Annotated in this window: 22 protein-coding genes and 1 pseudogene; 14 read left to right on the top strand and 9 right to left on the bottom strand. The window is 64.6% G+C overall.

The genetic code is table 11. The annotated features are described in order from the left end of the window. The first annotated feature begins 26 nt into the window (after nucleotides 1-26). The 9 genes from AYJ54_RS27725 to AYJ54_RS27680 all read left to right on the top strand — a co-directional run bounded on the left by AYJ54_RS27725 (nucleotide 27) and on the right by AYJ54_RS27680 (nucleotide 8,368). Nucleotides 27-962: a carbohydrate ABC transporter permease gene (locus tag AYJ54_RS27725; protein ID WP_063703920.1), complete on the top strand. Its 936-nt coding sequence runs from the start codon at nucleotides 27-29 to the stop codon at nucleotides 960-962. Between the two features lie 3 nt (nucleotides 963-965). Continuing rightward, a complete protein-coding gene (locus tag AYJ54_RS27720) occupies nucleotides 966-1,817 on the top strand; it encodes a carbohydrate ABC transporter permease (protein ID WP_063703918.1) in 852 nt (283 codons plus the stop codon). Nucleotides 1,818-1,892: 75 nt separating this feature from the next. Next, nucleotides 1,893-2,984: an ABC transporter ATP-binding protein gene (locus tag AYJ54_RS27715; protein ID WP_063703916.1), complete on the top strand. Its 1,092-nt coding sequence runs from the start codon at nucleotides 1,893-1,895 to the stop codon at nucleotides 2,982-2,984. Nucleotides 2,985-3,477: 493 nt separating this feature from the next. Beyond that, nucleotides 3,478-3,675, top strand: a complete 198-nt coding sequence (locus AYJ54_RS27705) for a hypothetical protein (protein WP_161491914.1) — start codon at nucleotides 3,478-3,480, stop codon at nucleotides 3,673-3,675. Between the two features lie 124 nt (nucleotides 3,676-3,799). Further along, nucleotides 3,800-4,426 (top strand): PilZ domain-containing protein, encoded by a 627-nt coding sequence (locus AYJ54_RS27700; RefSeq protein WP_063703911.1) that lies wholly within the window; start codon nucleotides 3,800-3,802, stop codon nucleotides 4,424-4,426. A gap of 226 nt (nucleotides 4,427-4,652) precedes the next feature. Further along, nucleotides 4,653-4,895 (top strand): hypothetical protein, encoded by a 243-nt coding sequence (locus tag AYJ54_RS27695; RefSeq protein WP_063703909.1) that lies wholly within the window; start codon nucleotides 4,653-4,655, stop codon nucleotides 4,893-4,895. A gap of 468 nt (nucleotides 4,896-5,363) precedes the next feature. Next, the gene (locus AYJ54_RS27690; RefSeq protein ID WP_063703907.1) at nucleotides 5,364-6,404 is read left to right on the top strand and encodes a PrsW family glutamic-type intramembrane protease; all 1,041 of its coding nucleotides are present in this window, start codon (nucleotides 5,364-5,366) and stop codon (nucleotides 6,402-6,404) included. Between the two features lie 66 nt (nucleotides 6,405-6,470). Continuing rightward, complete coding sequence (locus tag AYJ54_RS27685; RefSeq protein ID WP_063703905.1) at nucleotides 6,471-7,049, top strand: HdeD family acid-resistance protein; 579 nt, start codon at nucleotides 6,471-6,473, stop codon at nucleotides 7,047-7,049. Between the two features lie 233 nt (nucleotides 7,050-7,282). Continuing rightward, nucleotides 7,283-8,368: a 3-deoxy-7-phosphoheptulonate synthase gene (locus AYJ54_RS27680; RefSeq protein ID WP_063704273.1), complete on the top strand. Its 1,086-nt coding sequence runs from the start codon at nucleotides 7,283-7,285 to the stop codon at nucleotides 8,366-8,368. Nucleotides 8,369-8,438: 70 nt separating this feature from the next. Here AYJ54_RS27680 and AYJ54_RS27675 read toward each other — a convergent pair whose 3' ends face one another. The 3 genes from AYJ54_RS27675 to epmA are packed head-to-tail and all read right to left on the bottom strand — an operon-like array spanning nucleotide 8,439 to nucleotide 10,890. Then, on the bottom strand, nucleotides 8,439-8,699 hold the full coding sequence (locus tag AYJ54_RS27675; protein WP_063703903.1) for a hypothetical protein: 261 nt from the start codon (nucleotides 8,697-8,699) through the stop codon (nucleotides 8,439-8,441). Between the two features lie 47 nt (nucleotides 8,700-8,746). Next, entirely contained in the window at nucleotides 8,747-9,841 is a 1,095-nt protein-coding gene (locus AYJ54_RS27670; protein ID WP_063703901.1) for a lysine-2,3-aminomutase-like protein, read from the bottom strand. Beyond that, nucleotides 9,838-10,890 (bottom strand): EF-P lysine aminoacylase EpmA, encoded by a 1,053-nt coding sequence (gene epmA, locus AYJ54_RS27665; RefSeq protein ID WP_063703899.1) that lies wholly within the window; start codon nucleotides 10,888-10,890, stop codon nucleotides 9,838-9,840. The genes AYJ54_RS27670 and epmA overlap by 4 nt, the downstream gene beginning before the upstream one ends. Nucleotides 10,891-11,052: 162 nt before the next feature. On the opposite strand from epmA, the gene efp reads away from it, so the two are divergent. Beyond that, nucleotides 11,053-11,619: an elongation factor P gene (efp, locus tag AYJ54_RS27660; protein WP_063703898.1), complete on the top strand. Its 567-nt coding sequence runs from the start codon at nucleotides 11,053-11,055 to the stop codon at nucleotides 11,617-11,619. Nucleotides 11,620-11,631: 12 nt separating this feature from the next. Continuing rightward, on the top strand, nucleotides 11,632-13,254 hold the full coding sequence (locus AYJ54_RS27655; RefSeq protein ID WP_063703896.1) for a hypothetical protein: 1,623 nt from the start codon (nucleotides 11,632-11,634) through the stop codon (nucleotides 13,252-13,254). Nucleotides 13,255-13,341: 87 nt separating this feature from the next. On the opposite strand, the gene AYJ54_RS27650 is transcribed toward AYJ54_RS27655, so the two are convergent. Then, complete coding sequence (locus AYJ54_RS27650; protein ID WP_063703895.1) at nucleotides 13,342-13,845, bottom strand: cupin domain-containing protein; 504 nt, start codon at nucleotides 13,843-13,845, stop codon at nucleotides 13,342-13,344. Between the two features lie 21 nt (nucleotides 13,846-13,866). Beyond that, nucleotides 13,867-14,346 (bottom strand): carboxymuconolactone decarboxylase family protein, encoded by a 480-nt coding sequence (locus AYJ54_RS27645; protein WP_063703893.1) that lies wholly within the window; start codon nucleotides 14,344-14,346, stop codon nucleotides 13,867-13,869. A 54-nt stretch (nucleotides 14,347-14,400) separates the two neighbouring features. Here AYJ54_RS27645 and AYJ54_RS27640 point away from each other — a divergent pair. Then, nucleotides 14,401-14,953, top strand: a pseudogene (locus AYJ54_RS27640) (MarR family winged helix-turn-helix transcriptional regulator). 85 nt (nucleotides 14,954-15,038) lie between these two features. Here the strand turns inward: AYJ54_RS27640 and AYJ54_RS27635 are convergent. Then, a complete protein-coding gene (locus tag AYJ54_RS27635) occupies nucleotides 15,039-15,290 on the bottom strand; it encodes a hypothetical protein (protein ID WP_063703892.1) in 252 nt (83 codons plus the stop codon). 222 nt (nucleotides 15,291-15,512) lie between these two features. On the opposite strand from AYJ54_RS27635, the gene AYJ54_RS27630 reads away from it, so the two are divergent. Beyond that, nucleotides 15,513-16,745 (top strand): lytic murein transglycosylase, encoded by a 1,233-nt coding sequence (locus AYJ54_RS27630; protein ID WP_063703890.1) that lies wholly within the window; start codon nucleotides 15,513-15,515, stop codon nucleotides 16,743-16,745. 132 nt (nucleotides 16,746-16,877) lie between these two features. Here the strand turns inward: AYJ54_RS27630 and AYJ54_RS27625 are convergent, their stop codons facing one another. From AYJ54_RS27625 to recJ, 3 genes are all read right to left on the bottom strand, one after another. Further along, a complete protein-coding gene (locus tag AYJ54_RS27625; protein WP_063703888.1) occupies nucleotides 16,878-17,669 on the bottom strand; it encodes an aldolase in 792 nt (263 codons plus the stop codon). 96 nt (nucleotides 17,670-17,765) lie between these two features. Continuing rightward, complete coding sequence (locus tag AYJ54_RS27620) at nucleotides 17,766-18,575, bottom strand: SDR family NAD(P)-dependent oxidoreductase (RefSeq protein ID WP_063703887.1); 810 nt, start codon at nucleotides 18,573-18,575, stop codon at nucleotides 17,766-17,768. 31 nt (nucleotides 18,576-18,606) lie between these two features. Continuing rightward, on the bottom strand, nucleotides 18,607-20,448 hold the full coding sequence (gene recJ, locus AYJ54_RS27615) for a single-stranded-DNA-specific exonuclease RecJ (RefSeq protein WP_063703885.1): 1,842 nt from the start codon (nucleotides 20,446-20,448) through the stop codon (nucleotides 18,607-18,609). A 278-nt stretch (nucleotides 20,449-20,726) separates the two neighbouring features. Here recJ and AYJ54_RS27610 point away from each other — a divergent pair, with 278 nt between their 5' ends. Then, on the top strand, nucleotides 20,727-21,812 hold the full coding sequence (locus AYJ54_RS27610; RefSeq protein ID WP_063703884.1) for a methyl-accepting chemotaxis protein: 1,086 nt from the start codon (nucleotides 20,727-20,729) through the stop codon (nucleotides 21,810-21,812). Nucleotides 21,813-21,949 lie beyond the last annotated feature (137 nt).

Genomic DNA, 21,949 nt, shown 5'->3' with positions numbered 1-21,949 from the left:
ATTCTTCCGGCCGACGAGGATCGAACATGGCGATAAGCGCGGTTTCCGACACCACGCTCCACGAGGCGCCCCCTCCCCGGCGACAGCGTTTGCTCGAGGACGAGCGCTGGCTGGCGTTCGTGCTGCTGGTGCCGACCATCGTGCTGCTCGGCATGTTCATTGCCTATCCCTTCATTCAAGGGATATTGCTGTCGGTCACCAGCTCACGCGTCGGTATGCGCGGTGACTTCGTCGGCCTCGCCAACTTCTACAAGATCTTCAATGACGGGATCTTTCGCACCGCCGTTTACAACACCTTCCTCTATACGGGCGTGACCACCGTCTTCAAGCTGGCGCTGGGGCTGTGGCTGGCCATGCTGCTCAACCGTAATTTCCGCGGCAAGGCTTTTACCCGTGCTTTCATCCTGCTGCCGTTCATTATTCCGACCGTGCTCTCGACTTTCGCCTGGAAGTGGATGTTCGACCCGACGTTCAGCGTTCTCAATTGGCTCCTCTACCATCTCGGTTTGATCACCGGTCGGATCAACTGGCTGGGCGATCCGGACCTCGCCATGATCTCGATTATCATCGTCAACATCTGGCGCGGGGTGCCGTTTTTCGCCATCAGCCTGCTCGCCGGCCTGCAGACGATCAGTCCCGAGCTCAACGAGGCCGCCGCCATCGATGGCGCCAAGCCGTGGCAGCGATTCTGGCACATCACCTGGCCGCTGCTGCTGCCCGTGACCATGGTCGTGATGCTGTTCTCGGTGATTCAGACGTTCGCCGATTTTCAGATTGTGTATGTGATGACGGGCGGCGGGCCGGCCAACGCAACGCACCTGTTCGCCACCTACGCCTATCAGATCGGCATCGGCACCGGCCTCTTGAGCGAGGGCGCCGCGATCTCACTCGCAATGTTTCCGGTCCTGTTTCTGGTCGTCGTCATCCAGCTTCTCTACATCCGCCGCGTGGAGGTCCGCTGAGCCATGATCGAAGGCGCAAGGTGGCGAAAGTGGGTGTTCTTCTACGTGCCCATGGCGCTGTTCCTGCTTTTTCTGCTGTTCCCGTTCTACTGGATGGTGATCACTTCGGTGCGGCCGGACGGCGAGCTTTACCGGCCCTGGAATTCGACCAACTACAATCCGTTCTGGACTTGGAATCCGACCTGGGTCCATGTCAGGTACCTGTTCGAGGAGACGCTGTTTGCATCGTGGCTGTGGAACACGACGTTCATTGCGCTCGCGTCAACCGCTATCTCGCTCGTGTGCGGCGTATTCGCCGGCTATGCTTTGTCGCGGCTGAACTTTCCATTTGCCGGCAGCCTGGGCACCGCCATCTTCATTACCTATCTGGTGCCTCAGACGCTGCTGTTCATTCCGTTGGCAGAGATCATCCGCAACTATCGGCTGGGCGACACGCCGTGGTCATTGATTCTGACCTATCCGACCTTCCTTATTCCGTTCTGCACCTGGATCATGATGGGCTACTTCAAGGCGGTGCCCAAGGAGCTCGAGGAATGCGCGCGCATCGACGGCGCCTCGCGCTGGCAGGCGATGCTCTACATCGTCATTCCGGTGGCGATCCCGGGCATCCTCTCGGCCGGCATCTTCGCTTTCACGCTGTCGTGGAACGAGTTCATCTATGCGCTTGTCTTCTTGTCCTCGCCTGCGCAGAAGACTGTGCCGGTCGGCGTCACATCGGAGCTGATCCGAGGAGACGTATTTTACTGGGGACCGCTGATGGCTGGGGCCCTGCTTGGATCTATACCGGTTGCTATCGCCTATTCGTTCTTCGTCGAGCATTACGTCGCAGGATTGACCGGATCGGTGAAGGGCTGACAGCACCGCGGATCAAGGGGATTCGAAAGCGCGCATGCGACTGCGCATACGCCGTTGGGATGCAGGTGGAAGCAAATGGGCCAGGTCGTCCTCAAGGGAATCAACAAATTCTTTGACGGCATGCACGCTGTCAAAGACGTCAACCTGCAGATCCGCGACAAGGAGTTCATGGTGTTCGTCGGCCCCTCCGGCTGCGGCAAGACGACGACGCTCAGGATGATCGCCGGGCTTGAAGCGATCAGTTCCGGCGACATTTCCATCGACGGCAACGTGGTCAACAATTTGGCACCCATGGACCGCGACATTGCCATGGTGTTCCAGAACTACGCCCTGTACCCGCACATGAGCGTGTACGACAACATGGCGTTCGGCCTGAAGATGCGCAAATTCGAAAAGCCCGAGATTGACAAGCGCGTGCTGGAGGCGGCTGACATCCTCGGCATCGGCGAACTGCTGAAGCGCAGGCCACGCCAGCTCTCAGGCGGCCAGCGCCAGCGCGTGGCGTTAGGCCGTGCTATCGTGCGCCACCCCCGCGTGTTCCTGTTCGACGAGCCGCTGTCGAACCTCGATGCCAAGCTGCGGGTGCAGATGCGCGTTGAGCTGAAGAAGCTGCATCTGCGTCTCGGCACTACAGCCATTTACGTTACGCACGATCAGGTCGAAGCCATGACGCTGGGCGACCGGGTCGTCGTCATGAGAGAGGGCGTGGTGCAGCAGGTGGGGGAGCCGCTCGAGCTGTACAATCAGCCCGCCAACAAGTTCGTTGCCGGCTTCATCGGCTCCCCGGCCATGAATTTCGCCGTCGTTACTGTGACCGAGGCGAACGGATCGCTGATCGCCGAGAACTCCGGCCTGCGCATCAAGCTGCCGGACGAGACCGCGCGGCGGCTGCGCGGCCATATCGGACGCGAGGTCATGCTCGGCGTGCGTCCGGAGGACCTCACCGTAGCGGGCAGCGTTGATCTCGGCCACCCATGCTTCGATGCTGTGATTGAGGTGGTCGAGCAACTCGGCTCGGAAATCCTCCTCGATATGAAGGTCGGCGAGAGTATCATGGTGGCGAGCGTCGAGCCGACCGTGAGCGTGAGGGTGGGCGACAAGCTGCGCGTTGCCATGCGGCCCACCAGGCTTCACGTTTTCGACGCGCAGACCGAGGCGGCCATCTAACGCCGGCAGTTGGCCAAATCCTCTCTGGATGCCCTGCGTGGCAAACCGGCAAAAAAAGATCAGGGCGGCCGAATTGGGCAAACGGATCGCTCAGAGACGATGGCGCGCAGCCATGGAGTTCGGGAAGGTCAATGGCGCAGGACCCCGGGGCACGTTGTACCTACAGATGAGCCTTGGACCGCGGGCACTTCGTCTAGAAGGTCGCGACCACCTCATGCCTGTTGCGGCCACTCCAATCCGCTTGGCCACGATCCAGCTCCTCATCGGCCTTGGTCTTCTGGCCCCGCTCGTTGTCTTCGACTATTCCACGTTCATGATCACGAGCTGGCTCGGACGCCTTTGAGCCGCCGGAGATCGAACGCTTGCCGAAGCCCCGGCCGCCCCTCTGTCAGGTCTCCGTAAGCCGTCACGGCTAGCTTCGAAAGGACCTGATTCACAGCGCCCGCTCCGCCGACGCGGGCAGCGGCGTCACGCCCGGTGAGAGATGAGCCTTTTGGAGCTCCGGAAGCTGCGACAGATCGTGATCGTGTCGCGCGCGCTGGCTCGGCAGGACGGGGTCGACTACCGTCACACCTCCAGACACAAGCGACATCAGTACCGGCGCGAGGCGATCATCACTCTGCTCGGCAACTGGACGCTTGCAGACATCCGCCGCATCGACGGCGTCCTGGACATTCGCCGCGACGATTAGCCCCTCACGATCGCGTGCGCATTTACCTGAAATTTACCCCGGCTCATGAGTGGCGGTATCATTTGCTTAGAATTTGCTGGCTACCGTGGAAATACGGAATCCTTCCCAAACATCATTGGCCCTCATGTCCGTCGCAGAGTTCCTCCGGCAGCGCGCAGTGGAAGTCACTGTGAACGGCAGCTACTCGCTGCATCGCTGGTACGATTGCGAAGGCAAGCTCCGGACTTTCGCTTGCCGCACCAGGCGTGTCTCGCCGTTCCGGATGATCGTGGACGTCCCGGTCGTCGGCAAGGTCGGCGAGCGCGTGACGTCCTACTTCCAGGACTTCGGCGAATTCGAATGCACGATCAGCGCGACGCTGAAGTCGGGCTTCATGATGGAGCTCGATATGACGCGGGCGCGGCGTGCCTGGATGTCGGAAAAGCTGACCTGGCTCGAGAAGAAGCAGAAGGACGCCAGCGTCATGGAGCACCGGCGTGACGCGCGGTTCGTCCCGCAGGTCCCGCACACCTTCCTGACGCTCGCTGACGGCAGCACGCATCCCTGCTTCATCATCGACGTCTCCACCGCCGGTGTCGCGGTATCGGCCGAATACGACCCGCAGGTCGGAATGCCGCTCGCGATCGGCGCCTGTGTGGGGCGCGTCATCCGGAAATTTGCCAACGGCTTTGCGGTGAAGTTCGCCGAGAGGCAACAGCGGGACGACCTCGTCCGCTTGATCGTACGATCGGCTGCGCTGCAGTCAGCCTGAGGCGTCGGTCGGACGAAACCGCCGCCGGTTTCTTGGGGGAGCCGGCGGCGACGCAGGGGCGCGCCCGATGCGCCTCCGACTCCGGGGTGCCCTGAATGGCCGCTTCCGCCATCCGGCCGCCTCGCCTCTTCACCGCCGCCATTTCGTGGCCCCAATGCGGGATCAGCCTGTCGAGGTCCGCGCCTCGTGCCGGCCTTCATTTGCAGGGTTGCGATCGGGGGACCGAATGGCTGTCGACAAGATCACCTGGGACAGGGTCGGCCGGGTTACCGAGCCCGGACGCTACATGTATACCTTCGGCTGGCTCACGATCACGGCCAGTGACATCGCGATCTGGCAGCAGTATCCGCACGCGGCGTTCACGCTGCTCGCACAGCGTCCCCCGCCGGGCGAGACGGTCGGCCGGGAATTCTATCTCGGCACCTTCGACATTGCGCCCGGCGCGAGGCTGCCGCTAACCACGCATTGACGGCTGGATATGGCCGGTCCGATCGCGCCGGACCGGACCACCGCCTCGCCGGACGCACAATGAATAGTGACTGGGCCGGCCTGCCCGGCTCCGCGTTATTCAGGCGTTGGCCGAAGCGGCTCTGGACTTGCGACCGCGGCACGTGCATCGTGAATCGAAGAGACCTTCATACTCCTTTGATCTAATTCGCTAATCGCAACCTGACGCGGGCTGCACGAATGCTGCCATCGAGATCGAACAGGCACCGTCATACGATTGATTGCGCTCATACTTCCGGACTTCGCAGCCCGAGCCGCGACGCGTCCAAGCTTCGACGTCCCCGCGAAATGCATGGGCTTGCCGAGCGTGAGAAGTGTGGTGATGAACGGAATCTGCCCCGGTTGTTAATGCCAGCGACAGCAGGCGCATGACACATGGTCGCATCGGTGGAAGTGGATAAGCCGGCCAAGGGAACCTATTTTCGCGCCGATGTATCTGATTGAAGCATTACCCACGGTCATCGGAACTGCCGCCATCGCCCCGGCGCTCTTGATGCTGTGGCTTGTCATTGCCGCCGAAGAGCGTCCCGGCCCGCCGGCCCAGGTCTGGACCGCGTTCCTGCTCGGCGCGGCCAGCATTTCGCTCCTGGGCCTTGCCCGCGCCCCCTTCGCCAAGATGGTCGCAGCCCCCGACAATCCCTGGGCGGCGCTGGCGATGCATTCGGTGTTCGGCGTCGCGCTGCCCGAGGAAGCCGTGAAGGTGATCGCCATCGTGCTGGTCTCTTCGACCAAGCGGCGGACCTTTGCCAATCCCATGGACACGGTGGTCTACGGCGCGGCCGTCGGCCTCGGCTTCGCAGCCTATGAGAACCTCGCCTATCTCGTGCAACATGCCGAAATGTGGCGGTCGCTGGCGGCCCTGCGCAGCGTGCTCACCGTGCCGTTCCACGGTGCGCTCGGCATCATCGCCGGCGCCTACCTCACGATTGCCCGCGCAGGCACGGCGCTGGGTGCAAACCGCCATCATCGCGACTGGGCCCGCCTCTCCAGCCGCCTCCTGATGTTGGCGGGCCCGCTCGCTTTGCACTCGGCCTTCGACTTCCCGCTGCTCACGCTCCAGCAAATGCCGGATCTCGATCCGACGCTCAGGATGTGGCTGGGCGCGGCGAGCCTTCTGATCGGCTTCAGCTCGATCGCTTTCGCCATCCGTCTGGTGCAGCGCGTCGCGCGCCACCATGCGCCCCGGACCGATATCGCCCGGGAGCGGCTCAGCCAGTTGCGGCGCATGTGGGCGTTGCTGCTGGCCGGCGGCGGCGTCGGGTTTATCGGCCTCGCCTTCGTGCTGACCTCGATCCGTCACTGGATCGTCAATCCCGAGCGCAACGTGACGGTCGTGCTGATCCCGATCGGCTTCACCTCGATCCTGCTCGGCATCGCGCTTCTCGTTGTCACAACCGCGATCTACATTCTCGGCCGCAACCGCATCCGCACCAGCGCGGACGGTTTTTCGTCGGCGCCGGGCGGCGGGTGAGCTGCCGGATGGCAACGCCGGTGCAGCCATACTAGACTGAGCCGCATCCGCGACCTGGAGGCCTCCATGACATCGCCTGAAGATTTCGCACGATTGCGGTCCGCCATGAGCCAGGCGGTGAAGGCGCACTGGAAGGCCTTCCTGTTCGAAGGCATCCTGCTTGCCGTTCTCGGCATTGCCGCGCTGATCCTGCCGCCGCTCGCAAGCCTTGCGATCACGATCTTCCTCGGCTGGATGTTCCTGATCAGCGGCATCGGCGGGCTGATCGTGACCTACTGGGCACGCAACATGCCGGGCTTCTGGTGGTCGCTGATCTCGGCCGCACTCGCGGTGCTTGCCGGCATGATCCTGCTGGCGCGGCCGATGCAGGCCGTGCTGACGCTGACCATCGTGCTCGGCGCCTATTTCCTCGCCGAAGGCGTCGCCACCATCATGTACGCGCTGGAGCATCGCCGCGAGCTGAACAGCCGCTGGTCGTGGCTGCTGATCTCGGGCCTCGTCGACATCGCGATCTCGTTCATGGTGATCGCGGGGCTGCCAAGCTCAGCCGAATGGGCGATCGGTATCCTGGTCGGTATCAACCTCCTGTTCGGCGGGGCCACCTTGATCGGCATGGCACTGGCGGCGCGCAACAGCAACACCTGAGGCGCCTGGTCGCGCCTGTACCGATTGGGGGTGACAACCCCGGAGGCCTGCGCTATAGAGCCGCCCATGATCACCCTCGCCACCAGCTATTTTTGGTACTTTAGCTACGACAGCTCGCTGGCGGCGGGAGGATCGCGCTCAATCTGACACATTGCAGCAAGACATCCGAACAGCCGCCAGACCTGGCGGCTTTTTTGTTGGCCGGCAGGTTCTTCAAAGACAGGAGCCCCGCCGTGCTGAGCACGACCGACGACCTTCGTATCCGCGAACTGAAAGAGCTGAGCACGCCTGACGAGGTGATGCGGGAGGTCCCGCGGACCCTCACCGCGACCCGCGTGGTCATGGCGGCGCGCAACGCAATCCATGCCATCCTGAACGGCCAGGACGACCGCCTCCTGGTCGTCGTCGGGCCCTGCTCGGTGCACGACCCCGAGGCCGCGATTGACTATGCCGAGCGCCTCGCGCGCCTGCGCGAAGATCTCGCCGATCAGCTCGAGATCGTGATGCGGGTCTATTTCGAGAAGCCGCGCACCACCGTCGGCTGGAAGGGGCTGATCAACGACCCAAATCTCGACGGCAGCTTCGACATCAACAAAGGCCTCAGGCTCGCACGTAACGTGCTGTCCGCGGTGAACAATCTCGGCCTGCCCGCGGGCGCCGAATTCCTCGACATGACGACGCCGCAATACATCGCCGACCTCGTGTCCTGGGCCGCGATCGGTGCGCGTACCACCGAGAGCCAGATCCATCGCGAATTGGCCTCGGGGCTATCGTGCCCGGTCGGCTTCAAGAACGGCACCGACGGAAACGTCCGCATCGCGGCGGACGCGGTGAAGTCGGCCTCGCACCCGCATCATTTCATGGCGGTGACGAAGCGCGGCCGTTCGGCGATCGCCTCGACCGCGGGCAACGAGGACTGCCACATCATCCTGCGCGGCGGCAGCAAGCCGAACTACGACGCGGCGAGTGTTGCGGCCGCCTGCAATGAGCTGGCAAAGTCCGGCGTCGGCCCGCGGGTGATGGTGGATGCAAGCCACGCCAATTCGAGCAAGCAGCCGGAAAACCAGCCGCTGGTCGTGGCCGACATCGCTGGCCAGATCTCAGGCGGTGAGAGCCGCATCATGGGCGTGATGATCGAGAGCAATCTCGTCGCTGGCCGCCAGGACGTCGTCCCGGGCAAGCCGCTCACCTACGGCCAGAGCATCACCGACGGCTGCATTGACTGGACGACCACGGCGACCGTGCTCGAGCAGCTTGCCGATGCGGTCGAGATCCGGCGCAACTCGCAGCGCGCAGGGTTCCACGAGCGCACGGCCTGAGCATGACGAGGTTAAGTCGGTCGGTTGCGCTAGTCCTCACCTCTCCCCAGCGGGGAGAGGTGAAGGCACCTCAACAGCCGCGGCAGATGCTCTTGATCTTCTTGTCGAGCAACGCGTCTTCCTTGTTCACCGGATTGTTCGGATCGCTCAGATTCTTCTCGCTGGGCACGTCAGAGGCACGCGGCTGACGGTGACCGACCGGCGCGGGCAGCACGCCTGAACCTGCCGATTGTCCCGACGTCGACGTCCCCGCACCCTTGCTCCCGGTCTGCGCAAGGCCTGCACTGCCGAACACCACCAGGAGCGACATTGCCACGACGATCTTTCTCATTCTGCTCCTCCATTCCTCAAACCGGCGTCGCCACACATTCCACCCGCTCAGGTCTCTGGCGGATAGAGATGAACGTCGCCGCAATAGTCCACGATACGATAGCGCGTTTCCGACGCCGCTTCACGCCCATCGGGTGCGGTATTTTGCACCGCCAACACATAATTCGGACCGACCGGCGATTTGCCGGCGCCGCCGGGAACGTCGATGACATAGTCCGGCTGACACAATCCTGACACCCGCCCGCGCAATTGCCGCATCAGTTCCTGTCCCTGCGCCAGCGTTGTGCGCAGATGCGCGGTGCCCGGCGCGAGATCGCCATGATGCAGGTAGTAGGGCTTGATCCGGCATTCGACGAAAGCGCGCATCAAATCCGACAAGGCAACCACATTGTCATTGACGCCGCGCAAAAGCACGGACTGGCTCACCATGGGAATGCCGGCGTCGACCAGCCGCGCGCAGGCGGCACGCGCCGTCTCGGTCAGCTCGCGCGCATGGTTGGCATGCAGCGCGACCCAGGTGGTCGCGCCCTCGACCTTCAGTGCCGCCACCATCTCGTCGCTGATGCGCGCGGGATCTGCGACGGGAACACGGGTGTGCAGCCGGATGATCTTGACGTGCTCGATGCCGGCGAGATCGGCCATGATCTCGCTCATCCGCCGCGGCGATAGCATCAACGGATCGCCGCCGGTGAGGATCACCTCCCAGATCTCGCCATGCGCCCGGATGTAATCGATGGCCGCGCGGTAGGCATCTTCCGAGAGCGCATTCTCCTTGCCGGGACCGACCATCTCGCGGCGGAAGCAGAAGCGGCAATAGACGGCGCAGACGTGAACGAGCTTGAACAGCACGCGGTCGGGGTAGCGGTGCACGATGCCGGGCACCGGCGAATGCGGATGGTCCCCGATCGGATCGGCGCTCTCGCCCGGCTGCATCTCCAGCTCCGCGGCGCTCGGAACGAACTGCCGCGCGATGGGATCCCCGGGATCGGACGTGTCGATCAATTCGACCAGCGCCGGCGTGATCGCCACAGCATAGCGCGCGGCAACCCGCTCGAGCGTCGGCAGCGCCGCAGCGGGCGCAAGGTGCTCGGCCACGAGCTCGGCCGGCTCGCGCAACGTACGTGCAAGATTGGTCTTCGTCATGTCTCACCTGCAGGCGGCGTCCACACCACCTGATCAATTCGCGATGCGCCGCTCGCCAGCATGACCAGCCGATCGAAGCCGAGCGCGACGCCGCTCGCCTCCGGCATTTCGGCGACCGCGGCCAGAAAATCTTCGTCCAGCGGATAGGCTTCGCCATATCGGCGCTGCTTCTCCGCCATCGCCTCCGTGAAGCGTCGGCGCTGCTCGTCGGCGTCGGTCAACTCGCCGAAGCCGTTCGCGAGCTCGACGCCGCAGGCATAAACCTCGAAACGCTCGGCCACCCGCGGATCGCCCGCCTTCACGCGCGCCAGCGCCGCCTCAGGAGATGGGTATTCGAACAGAATGGTCAAACGGTCCTGTCCCAGATGGGATTCGACATGCTCGACCAGAACCTTGCTGAAGATATCGGACCAGGTGTCGTCCTCGGCCACGCGGACTTTGCCGGCGGCCGCCGCCGCGAGCGCGGCGCGGTCGCCCTCTCCGCCCGAAATGGTCGAGAGCAGGTCGATCCCGGCGAACCGCTCGAAGGCGTCGGCGACCGTCACAAGCTCCGGCTCGGCCAAGGGATCGGCGGCCCGGCCGCGGAAGGAGAACTGCCTGATTCCGGTCGCCTGCGCCGCATGGGCGATCACGACGACGCAGTCGGCCATAATGGCGTCATAGGGCGCGGCGGCCCGATACCATTCCAGCATGGTGAATTCGGGCAGATGCAGGTCGCCGCGCTCGCGATCGCGGAACACCCGCGCGAACTCGAAAATCCGGGGCTCGCCGGCCGCTAGCAGCTTCTTGCAGGCGAATTCAGGGGACGTCCGCAGATAGCGGCTGGCGCGGCTGCCGTCGGGCCGCATGATCTCGGTCCGCGGGGCGTGCAGATGCGTTTCGTTGCCCGGGGAGACCTGGAGAACGGAGGTTTCCACCTCAACGAAGCCCTGTTCGGCGAAAAAGCCCCGTACAGCCCCGGTGACAGCCCCCCTCGCCCGGAGGAACGGCCGCCGGTCGAGGTGGCGCCCGGGCGACCAGAACGGGGATATCGGCTTGTCCCCAGCCATTAACCGACCGCCCCGCGGCACAGCAAAATGCTGGCATCCAACGGCAAAATCAGTATGTTGCGGCCCGAAACGGGCGCCGAGGTCCGATTTGAGGCCCCCAGTCCCCCATCAATTTGACCAAGTCCTGGCCGGAGCCGGGCCAAGCAAGCAGGAAATACAGCTTTGAGAGTCATCGCCAGTTCTATTCGCAAGGGCAACGTGATCGAGCAAGACGGCAAGCTCTATGTCGTCGTGAGCGCCGAGAACATCCATCCCGGCAAGGGCACCCCGGTCAGCCAGATCGAAATGCGCCGAATCTCGGACGGGGTAAAGATCTCTGAACGGTACAAGACCACCGACCAGGTCGAAAAGGCCACGATCGAAGAGCGCAACTACACCTTCCTGTATGAAGATGCCGACGGCTACCACTTCATGAACCCGGAGACCTACGACCAGGTCCAGGTCTCCAAGGACGTCGTCGGCGATGCGGCCGCGTATCTTCAGGAGAGCATGACGGTCAAGCTGTCCATGCACGACGCCAACCCGGTGTCGATCGCGCTGCCGCAGCGCGTGACGCTGGAAGTGGTCGAGACCGAGCCCGTGACCAAGGGCCAGACCGCCTCCTCCTCCTACAAGCCCGCGGTCCTTTCCAACGGCGTGCGCACCACCGTGCCGCCGCACATCTCGGTCGGCACCCGCATCGTGGTGATGACCGAAGACGGCTCCTATTCCGAGCGCGCCAAGGACTAACGGAGAGAACAGGTGCCGCCGGGGGGCGAGACAGTGGTTGGGAAGAGTTTCCGCTTCGTCTCGCTTCTTCTGGCGTCGCTTTCGCTCCTCACCGCCACGCCGCTCGCTGCGGACGAAATCCGCAGCCCTTCACTCACGGCCCTGCGCGTCGATTGGCGCGCAGCACTCGACCAGCTCCGCACCGAGATCAACAGCCACCCCCAGATTGCTGGCGACTTCATCTTTGCACCCCGCCGTTCGGTGCCGCGATACGATCCGCGCGCCACGCCGGCGCTGGTGCAGCTCAACGCGATCTCCGCACAGTTCTTCACCGGTATCGCACGCAGCTCCATCCCCGTGCTGCTGCCGTTCGACGCCGCCGCCTACCTCGATGCGCAGCGCAGCGGCGCGCCGGCGCCTCTTGCGCTGGCTCGCTACCAGGCCGACTTCAATCCCGTCGACGTGTTCGATGCCGGCCCCGCCGGCTACAGTGCGAGCTTTTCGTTCGAGCCGGGCGCCGGTGACGGCATGCCGGCACGCGTGTTCGCAAGGCCGGTCGAGGTGCAGATCACCGGCTCCGCGCTGATCTACGACATCGCCGATCCCGCCGGCGGCAAGGGTGAGCAGGTCAAATCGCTCACGGCGCTCTATCCGGATCTGCGCAGGTTCATCCGGGAAGGCTTCGTGCGCTACGCCTTCACGCGCTTCGGCGTCGCCTATGTGGTGTCGATCCAATGTCTCGACAGCGTTGCCAAGCCGCGGCGGCTGGCCTGCAAGGAAGCCTATCCGGTTGCCGAACGCTTCCTGAAGGCGCTGCGCGTCGCGGGCGGCCAGCGCATGCGGCCGCTGATGGACATCGCCTCCGACGGCATTGAGCGTCCTGCGGAGCGCTCGGCGGATTTCACCTACCGGCCGAGCGGCGACATCATCCCGAACAGCGGGTACCGCAAGCAAGGTGGCCATCCCGACGTCATCGCCTATGCGCAGATCCGCTTTCCGCTCGAAAAGACACCCGCCTTCGTACGCTCACAGTCCCACGTCAAGCGCGACAAGATGAATCCCGCGACCGCTTATCCCTGGCGCGACAATTTCTGCGAGTCGCGCAGTTTCGAGGTCTGGCAATGCGCCGGCGGCTATGGCCATCAGGGCGAGGATATTCGCGCGGCCGACTGCCCGTCCCCCGGCGATAGTGGCGAGCGCTGCGATCCCAGGCAGCGGGCGGTAGTTGCGGTCCGCGATGCCGCGGTGATCCGTGGCATCAAGGACCAGGCCGCGACGCTCGAGGTCAACAGCCGCACCGAGCACATCCGATTCCGCTACATGCACATGAATCCGCAGGCCATGAACGCCGACGGACTGCTCAACGGCCGCATCGTTACTGAAGGCGAGAAGATCGGCGTGGTCTCGAACTATCTCGATCATCCCGCCGGCACGTCCAGGCACCTGCACTTCGACATCCAGCTGTTCACCCGCGACGGTTGGATCTGGGTCAGCCCCTACGCCACGCTGGTCTCGGCCTATGAACGTCTGATCCAGGCCCGCGGGCGCGAGGTCGGCCCGGAAATCGCAGGCACCCCGCAGCCGGTCGCGCATTCGCTGCCGGAGGACGTGATCAAGCCGGACCAGCGCGAAGGCTCGAGCGGCGAGGACAATTGAGCGGCTAGTGTAGACGCATTGCACATGCCGCCCATTCGGTGTCGTCCCCGCGAAGGCCGGGACGACGTCGGGGAAGCAGTGTCAGCGCTACTCCAAGAACGTCGTGAGCTGCGCGCCCTCATCCGCCACGAACACCGCGATCAATTCCGCCGACTCCGTGGTGCTGGCGTTGGCCGACACCAGATGCGTCGAGCCGGGCGGCTCGAAGAAGGACTGGCCGACTCCAAACGTCGCGACCGGGCCGCCGCCGAGCTGGGAGCGGATCTCGCCCTTTGTGATGTAGGCGGTGACGGAGCCGGCGTGACGATGCGGCCGCGAGAACCCGCCGGGACCGTAGAACACGCGCACGATGGTGACGCGTTTGCCGGGCACGTTCGGCAGCGGGTAGGAGGCGATCGGCTCGACCTTGTCGAGCGGCGAGCTCTCGGCGGCGGTGGCGCATAGCGGTGCCAGCGCACCGGACACGGTGTCCATCGTCAGCGGCAGCGCCTGGCCGATCGCGAGCGCACAGGCGAGCCCTGCGACGACGGCAAGCGACATCGGCCGCGACGGCGTCTGCCGCGGCGCGGCGGCCATCATCATTGTTGTCATATCGACCTCCTCTCCTCGCGATCAGGACGCCGCGGCATTCGCCGCGACCGGCCGCTTCGCCGGTGTCCAGCGATACGCCGCGCCAAAGCGGTTCCAGGTGTTGATCGAGGCGACCGCCGAGGTCAGATACATCAGCTCCGTCTCCGAGAATTCGTGGCTCGCCTCCGCATAGGTCTCGTCGCTGACGCCATCGGGGAGGAAGGTCAGCGCTTCGGCCCAGGCCAGCGCGGTGCGCTCCCGCGCCGAGAAGATCGGCGCCTCGCGCCAGACCGCGACCAGGTTGAGCTTGTCCACGGGCACGCCGATACGCTCCGAGACGAGGATGTGATGCTGCACGCAGAAGGCGCAGCCATTGATCTGCGAGGCCCGCAGCTTGACCAGTTCCAGAAGCTGCTTGTCGAGGCCGGCCTTGGCTGCGAGCTGGCCAAGCGCGAGCACCAGATCATAGGCGTCGGGCGCGAGGCGCTTGAAATCTTCATATTCGCTGCGGGCGTGTGACATTTCCGTTCACCTCGTGTAATTGTCAGAATGCTTACATCTTATAAGAGCTCTTATATGCACCGCAAGACGGCTGGTATCACAAGATCACAACCGGGCCGAAAAGCGACCGCGCGACGAAAGACGTCCGGACCGGTCGTTGATGGTTCCGTGCGCGTTCCCGCGCCCGGCGAGGGCAAGCGTGGCGAGCAAGGCTATCTCGGCTATCTGCTGCGTCAGGCCCACGCCGCGGTTCGGCTGAAGATGGAACGAACGCTCGCCGATCTCGGCGTGACGTCACCGCAATTCGCGGTGCTCACCATGCTCAATGCCTATCCCGGCCTCTCGGGCGCCGATGTCGCCCGCCTCACCTTCCTGACGCCCCAGACCGTCTGGCGTGATCATTCGCAATCTCGAACGCGACGGTGCGATCGAAATGACGCCCCATCCCGTCCATGGCCGCATCCAGCAATGGACGCTGACTGCGCGTGGCGCGACGCTGCTCAAGGCATGCCGGGAGCGCGTGATCGAGCTAGAGACGCGCCTCGCCGGCGGCCTCGATGCCAGGGCCGAGGCGACCATCCGGCGCTGGCTTTCCAACATTGCTGCCGAGTTGCAGGAAGAGGATTAGGTACGCATCCTGCGCAGACAGGAACGAACCGACCGTAAAGCGACAAGCTCAGAACTTGGGATTGATCGACTTGTGCAAGGCGCGCCTATCCGCCCCTCAACACATTCTTAACCTCGCCGGCGGGCCAGGTCTCATTTGCGGCAATCACCCGCACGCGGCTTTGGTCTGTGCAATTCACCAGCACATGCGAACTCACCCGTTCATCGCTGCGCTCGACGCGCAACTCGGTCTCGGGTTTCCAGTCTAGCGTCTGATCAAGATCGCCGGGAAAGATCTGCCAGCGGGATCCGTCGTCCAGCTCGACGACATGACTCTCTGAATGCGTGCGTATCTTCATCACCCTCCAATTCGCATTCTGCCAACTGGGCGCCTGCAGCGAAGAAGCCCCAGCGTTCGGCCGGGGCCCTGCTCCATCAAATGCAGGAGTGCGGCACTTTGTTCCGGGGAACGATGAAGCTGAATCTTCCTGTTCCGCGCCGCATGTGAACTTACGCTGGAACTCATCGGCACGTCTCAGGAACCGGCTCACAGGGGCGCAGTTTCCCGCTAGAATGGACACATGAAACCAGCTGATTCCTCGGCCAGTCCCACCCGCCGCGCGTTGCTCCAATCCGCACTCGGTGCAGCCCCTCTGCTCGCATCACCGACGCGCGTCCTTGCGGCAACGCCGCCCGGCTTCGATGAATGGCGCGAAAGCTTTCGCGCGCGAGCCATGGCGAAAGGCATTTCGGCTGCGACGTGGCAGCGCGCGATGGCACGGGTCGAGCCAGACATGAGCGTGTTCAAGCAGATCCGCAACCAGCCCGAATTCAACGAGCAGGTCTGGCAATACATCAATCGTCGCGTCTCCGACTGGCGCATCATCAACGGCAAGATCGCACTGAAGAACAACGAGGCGCTGTTCGCCCGCATCGAGCGCGATTTTGGGGTCGAGCGCGGCACGCTGCTCGCGCTGTGGGGCGTGGAGTCAGCCTATGGCGATCCGCTGGTGCAACAGAACCACATGACGCCGGTGTTTCCTTCCCTCGCGGCACTCGCCTGGAACGAGCCGCGACGAAAGGCCTATTGGGAGACCGAGCTGATCAATGCACTGCGCATCGTCGACAAGGGCTGGAGCACGCCGGAGGAGATGCGCGGCTCCTGGGCCGGCGCGATGGGGCATTCGCAATGGATGCCCGAGGTCTGGCTCAACGTTGGCATCGACTATGACGGCGACGGCAAGGTCTCGCCGTTCGGCAAGCCCGACGATGCGCTGGGATCGACGGCAAAGTATCTCGTCAATCGCGGCAAATGGCATCGCGGCGAGCATTGGGGCTATGAGGTGCGTGCGTCCGGCAACATGAGCGGCAGCCGCACCTACGCGGCCTGGCAAGCCGCCGGCGTCACCCGCGCTGACGGCCAGCCGTTTCCGCAACCCAATGCCTCCGCGCAGATGTGGACACCGGTCGCGGGCGGGCCGACGTTCCTGCTCGGACCGAACTTCTATTCAGTGAAGAGTTACAATCCCTCGATGAACTACGCGCTGGCGATCTGCCATCTCGGCGACCGCTGCCTCGGCGCGTCGCCCTTCATCCAGCCTTTCCCCGGCTCCGAACGCGCGCTGACACTCGCCGAGGTGCAGGAGATGCAGACGCGATTGACAAAAGCCGGCTTCGACACCGGCGGCACCGATGGTCGCGTCGGTAACGACACGATGAAGGCGATCAAGGATTTTCAGCAGCGGGCGGGGATCGCGCCGGCGGATGGCTACGGCGGGCTGAAGGTGTTGGCGAAGTTGCGGCAGGGATCGTAGGGCACGCTCTCTCCCCCGTCATTCCGGGGCGCGCCACTTGGCGCGAGCCCGGAATCCATCTTTCCACCTCGCTTGCTGCACAATGGATTCCGGGTTCGAGGCTTCGCCTCGTCCCGGAATGACGAAGTGCCGTCAATGCCGATACTGCGGCTCTTCAGCGTCGAGCTGGCGCCGGACCGCAGCAAGATGCAGCCGCGCGGATTCGGAATCGCCCTCCCGCATCTGCTTGTAGGTCGCAGCCGCAATCGCGGGATCGACGGGCAGAACCTTGCGTCCCGTCGACATCGCCAGCACCTGCACTTCTGCGGCGCGTTCGAGATAATAGAGATCGTCCCAGGCTTCCGCGATGGTCGGCGCCAGCACCATCACGCCGTGATGCTTCATGAAGACGATATCGGCATCCCCGACGGTCGATGCGATGCGCGCGCCTTCGCGGTTGTCGAGCGCGAGGCCGTTATAGTCGCGGTCCACTGCCGTGCGGCCATAGAACTTCAGCGCGGTCTGGCCGGCCCAGATCAAGGGATCGCCCTCGGTCATCGACAGCGCGGTGGCATAAGGCATGTGGGTGTGGAAGGCCACCTTCGCGCGCGGCAGACGCTTGTGCATCTCGGCGTGGATGTAGAACGCGGTCGCCTCGGGCACGCCCTCGCCGTCGAGCACATTGCCGTGGAAGTCGCAGATCAGGAGCTTTGACGCGGTGAGCTCGCGGAAGGCGTAGCCATAGGGGTTGACGAGAAAGAGCTCGTCATGGCCCGGCACCACCGCGGAAAAATGGTTGCAGATACCCTCCTCGAAGCCGTTCCGCGCGGCCATCCGGAAGCAGGCGGCAAGGTCCTCGCGCACGGTGCGGATCGCATCGGTGGCGAGGTCCGGCCGGTTCGAACGATGGGGCGCGGGTACGGAGGCATGAAGGCTGTGCGCCATGGCGAAGGAAACCTCTTTCGGTCGGAAGCTCCTCGCGTTCTACAGGGCCGGCGCCTGCGCGTCAGCCCCTGCGAGCGCCACCCTGCCCTGCGTGGCTTACACCCGCCGCGGCGCGCTGCCTGCGTTCATGCCGCCGTCGATGACGAGCTCGCTGCCGGTAACGTAGCGCGAGGCGTCGGACGCGAGATACAGCACGCCGCTGGCGATCTCCGCGGCCTGGCCGGCACGGCCGAGTGGCGTTGCAATCTTCGCGCGCTCCTCCGGATCGATCGGCGCGTTACCCTGGTTGCCGGTCGCGCCCGTCGGGATCTTGCCCCAGATCGGCGTGTCGATGATGCCGGGATGCACGGAGTTGACGCGGATGCCGTCGCCCGCCGCCGCACACTCCATCGCGATCGATTTGGCGAACAGCCGCACGCCGCCCTTGGTCGCCGAATACGCGGACAGCCCCGGCGCGCCGCGCAGGCCCGCAAGCGAGGACATCATGATGATGGAGCCGCCGCCAGTCTTGCGCATCAGGGGCAGGCAATGCTTGACCGAGAGGAATACGCCGTCGAGGTTGATCGCGTTCTGCTTGCGCCAATCACTGAGCGTCATGTCGACGATCGAGGGCACGGAAATGCCGATGCCGGCGTTGGCGACGAGAATGTCGAGCCGGCCATAGCGCTTCGCGATTTCGGCTGAGATCTCCGTCCAGCGCTCCTCGCTAGTGACGTCTTGCTCCAGGAAGATCGCCTTGCCGCCGGTCTTCGTGACGCGTTTTGCGAGCTCAGGGCCCCTCAGCTCGTCGATGTCGGAGGCAATGACCGTCGCGCCCTCCCGCGCGAACAGCTCGACGATCGCTTCGCCGATGCCCGAGGCGCCACCCGTCACCAGCGCAACCTTGCCCTCAACCTGCCCTGCCATGTTCACTCCCTTTTTTGTTGTTTGCGAAATGCTATCTAATCACGGATGGCCCCTGGTCCGGTAGCGCGACATCGATGACGCGAAACTGCACGCGCTCGGCGCCCTGGTAGCGGTCGACCGACAAGGAGCCAGCGACATGCAGTTGCTGGCCGCGGTTCGCCAGGAGCGCATTGCCGAGCTTCTGGCCGACGGAGCGGAACGCGATGCCGTTGACGATCGCGCCATCGCCGGACTTGAAGCGCAGCCGCAAGTGCGCCTGCCCGACCTCGTCGGCATAGACGAGCTGATGCGCCGGCAGCGCCAGCACCGCTTCCGGATTGCCGCTGCCGAAGGGACCTGCGCGGTTGAGCGTGGTCGCAAGCTCCGGCGTCACCGCGCGCGCGGAGACGGCGCCGTCGACATAGAGCTCGTTGACATGCCGCGCTTCCGCAACGTCATGCGCCAGCGCGCTCTCGAGATAGGCGCGGAATTCGGCGAGCTTCTCTTTCCGCAGCGTGACGCCCGCAGCCATCGCGTGCCCGCCCCCCTTGAGCAGAAGGCCGTCGGCCACCGCCTGCCGCACCGCCTTGCCGAGATCGACGCCGGCAATCGAGCGACCCGAGCCGGTACCGATGCCGCCGGGCTCCAGCGCAATGGCGAAAGCCGGCCGCGAGAACTTCTCCTTCAGCCGGGAAGCGACGAGGCCGACCACGCCCGGGTGCCAGCCCTCGGAGGCCGTCACGATGACACCGAGCTTGTCCTCGAAGCCGATCGAGGCGAGCGCCTCGGCTTCGGCCTGGGCCTCCGCGGCCTGTTCGATCAAGCGGCGCTCGCTGTTGAGGCGATCGAGTTCGGCGGCGATCCGCGCAGCTTCTACACTGTCGCCTTCGAGCAGGAGCCGCACGCCGAGATCGGCGCGGCCGATGCGGCCGCCGGCATTGACGCGCGGCCCCAGCATGAAGCCGAGATGCCAGGCCTCCGGCGGGCCATTGAGCCGCGCCACGTCCATCAGTGCGGTGTGGCCGACATGGTCGCGCCGCCGCATCGCGATCAGGCCCTTGGCGACGAAAGCGCGGTTCAGCCCGATCAGCGGCGCGACGTCGGCGACCGTGCCGAGCGCGACGTGATGCAGCATGCCGAGCAGGTCCGGCTCGGGTATCTCGCTGGTCCAGAAGCCGCGCTGGCGCAGCTCCCGGTTGACCGCGACCAGCGTCACCAGCACGAGGCCGACGGCCGCGAGATGGCCGAGACCGGAGAGATCATCGGGGCGGTTCGGATTGACCAGTGCATCGACCTCGGGAAGGTCGAGGCCGCACTGATGGTGATCGATCACGACGACGGACATGCCGAGCCGCTTGGCCTCGGCCAACGGTTCGATGCTGGTGGTGCCGCAATCGACGGTGACGAGCAGCGTCGCGCCCTTCGCGGCCAGTACACGCACAGCCTCCGTGTTCGGGCCATAACCCTCGAAAATCCGGTCGGGAATGTGGATCAGCGGATCGAGCCCGCAATGACGCAGGTGCCAGGCGAGCAGCGCCGCCGAGGTCGCACCGTCAACGTCGTAGTCGCCGAAGATCGCGACCTTCTCGCCTCTCGCTGCGGCATCGGCGATGCGCTTGGCTGCAGCTTCCATCTCGGTCACGGTGAACGGGTCGGGCAGCAGTTTGCGGATGGTCGGGTCGAGGAAGTCCGGCACCGCGTCGATATCGACGCCGCGCCCGGCCAGCACGCGCGCAAGCAGCTCCGGCAATTGGTGGCGCTGCACGATAGCGAGTGCCCTCGCGGCCCCGCGCGCGTCCAGCCGGTCCCGCCAGAGCTTGTCGGTGAGCGAGCGCGCCACGCCAAGAAAAGCCTGGGGCATCTCGACGGGCAAGGCGGTGGAGAGCGGCGTCATGATTCGAGCGTGTTCGACTAGTCCGGGTAAAACCCGCGGCGGGACAGCCGCGTCAGATCAGAGGATTCGTCGGGAATCTTGGGCGATTTGCAATCTCGACGCCTCAGAAAGCGGTGGATTGCCGAATTCCTGAGCGAGCTGACTATCATTTGAGCAGTGGCGCAGTCAGCAAATTAAGTGGGCGTTAGGCGGAATCTTCGAAAACGACTCATATTCGATCTGTAATTTGTTGTTCCGGGTTCGTTGCAGATCAGGCCTCATTGCCAAGGAAGCCCCTGATGTCTGCTGCGCTGGGTCTGAAAGCCAAGCCGATTGCGAACGGAACCACTGAACCCGCCGACGATGATTCCGACATCTCCGCGCTGATCAACCGCCTCACCGCGGAGGTCAACCAGATCGCGGTCGACAAGACCAAGTCGATCCAGCAGATCACCAACCAGATGAAGATGCTGGCACTGAACGCGCTGATCGAGAGCTCGCGCGCCGGCGCGCAAGGCGCGGGCTTCGCGGTGGTGGCGCAGGAGGTGCGCGGCGTCGGCCAGCAGGTCGAGACCATCGCGCGCGAGCTCGAGACCCAACTGACAAAGCGCACCGGCGATCTCGTCGCCTCGATCGAGCGGATGAGCCAGCGCTCGCGCGGCGAGCGCATGGTCGATCTGTCGCTCAACGCCATCGAGCTGATCGACCGCAACCTCTATGAGCGCACCTGCGACGTGCGCTGGTGGGCGACCGATTCCGCCGTGGTCGATTGCGCAGCCTCGCCGAGCACTGCAGCGGTCGCCCATGCATCGCAGCGCTTAGGGGTGATCCTCGGCGCCTACACCGTCTATCTCGACCTCTGGCTCTGCGACCTCGACGGCAACGTCATCGCCAACGGCCGCGCCGACCGTTTTCGCGTGGTCGGCCAGAACGTCGCCGGCACCAAATGGTTTCGCGAGGCGCGGTCCTTGCGCTCCGGCGACGACTATGTCGCCGGCGACGTCGAGAACCAGCCGCTGCTCGGCAATGCGCAGGTTGCGACCTACTGCGCCAGCGTGCGTGCCGGCGGACAGGCCAATGGCGCGCCGATCGGCGTGCTCGCCATCCATTTCGACTGGGAGCCGCAGGCCCGCGCCATCGTCCAGGGCGTGCGCGTCGGCGACAGCGACAAGGCGCGCGTGCTGCTGATCGACTCGCATCTGCGTGTAATCGCGTCCTCCGACGGCCAGGGCATTCTGAGCGAGCGCCTCTCGCTGTCGCTGAACGGCCAGCGCTCCGGCTTCTATCACGACCGCTCGGGCGCCCTGGTCGCCTTCCACGCCACGCCGGGCTACGAGACCTATCGGGGGCTCGGCTGGTACGGGGTGATCGTCTGCGGGCCCTGAGGCCAGGAGCGACCGGTGCGAAAATCGGACCGGTTCGGAGAGCCAAGCAAAAATCTGAAAAACAACCCCATGCAAAGTAGCGCGGGGCTGCCGATAGTGAGTATGGCCCCCCGCTAAACCGTTTGACACGTCGGGCA

The sequence above is a fragment of the Bradyrhizobium centrolobii genome, from assembly GCF_001641635.1.
Taxonomy (GTDB): domain Bacteria; phylum Pseudomonadota; class Alphaproteobacteria; order Rhizobiales; family Xanthobacteraceae; genus Bradyrhizobium; species Bradyrhizobium centrolobii.
Note: the sequence above shows the minus strand (reverse complement) of the source record. Positions and strands in the feature narration are given on the sequence as shown.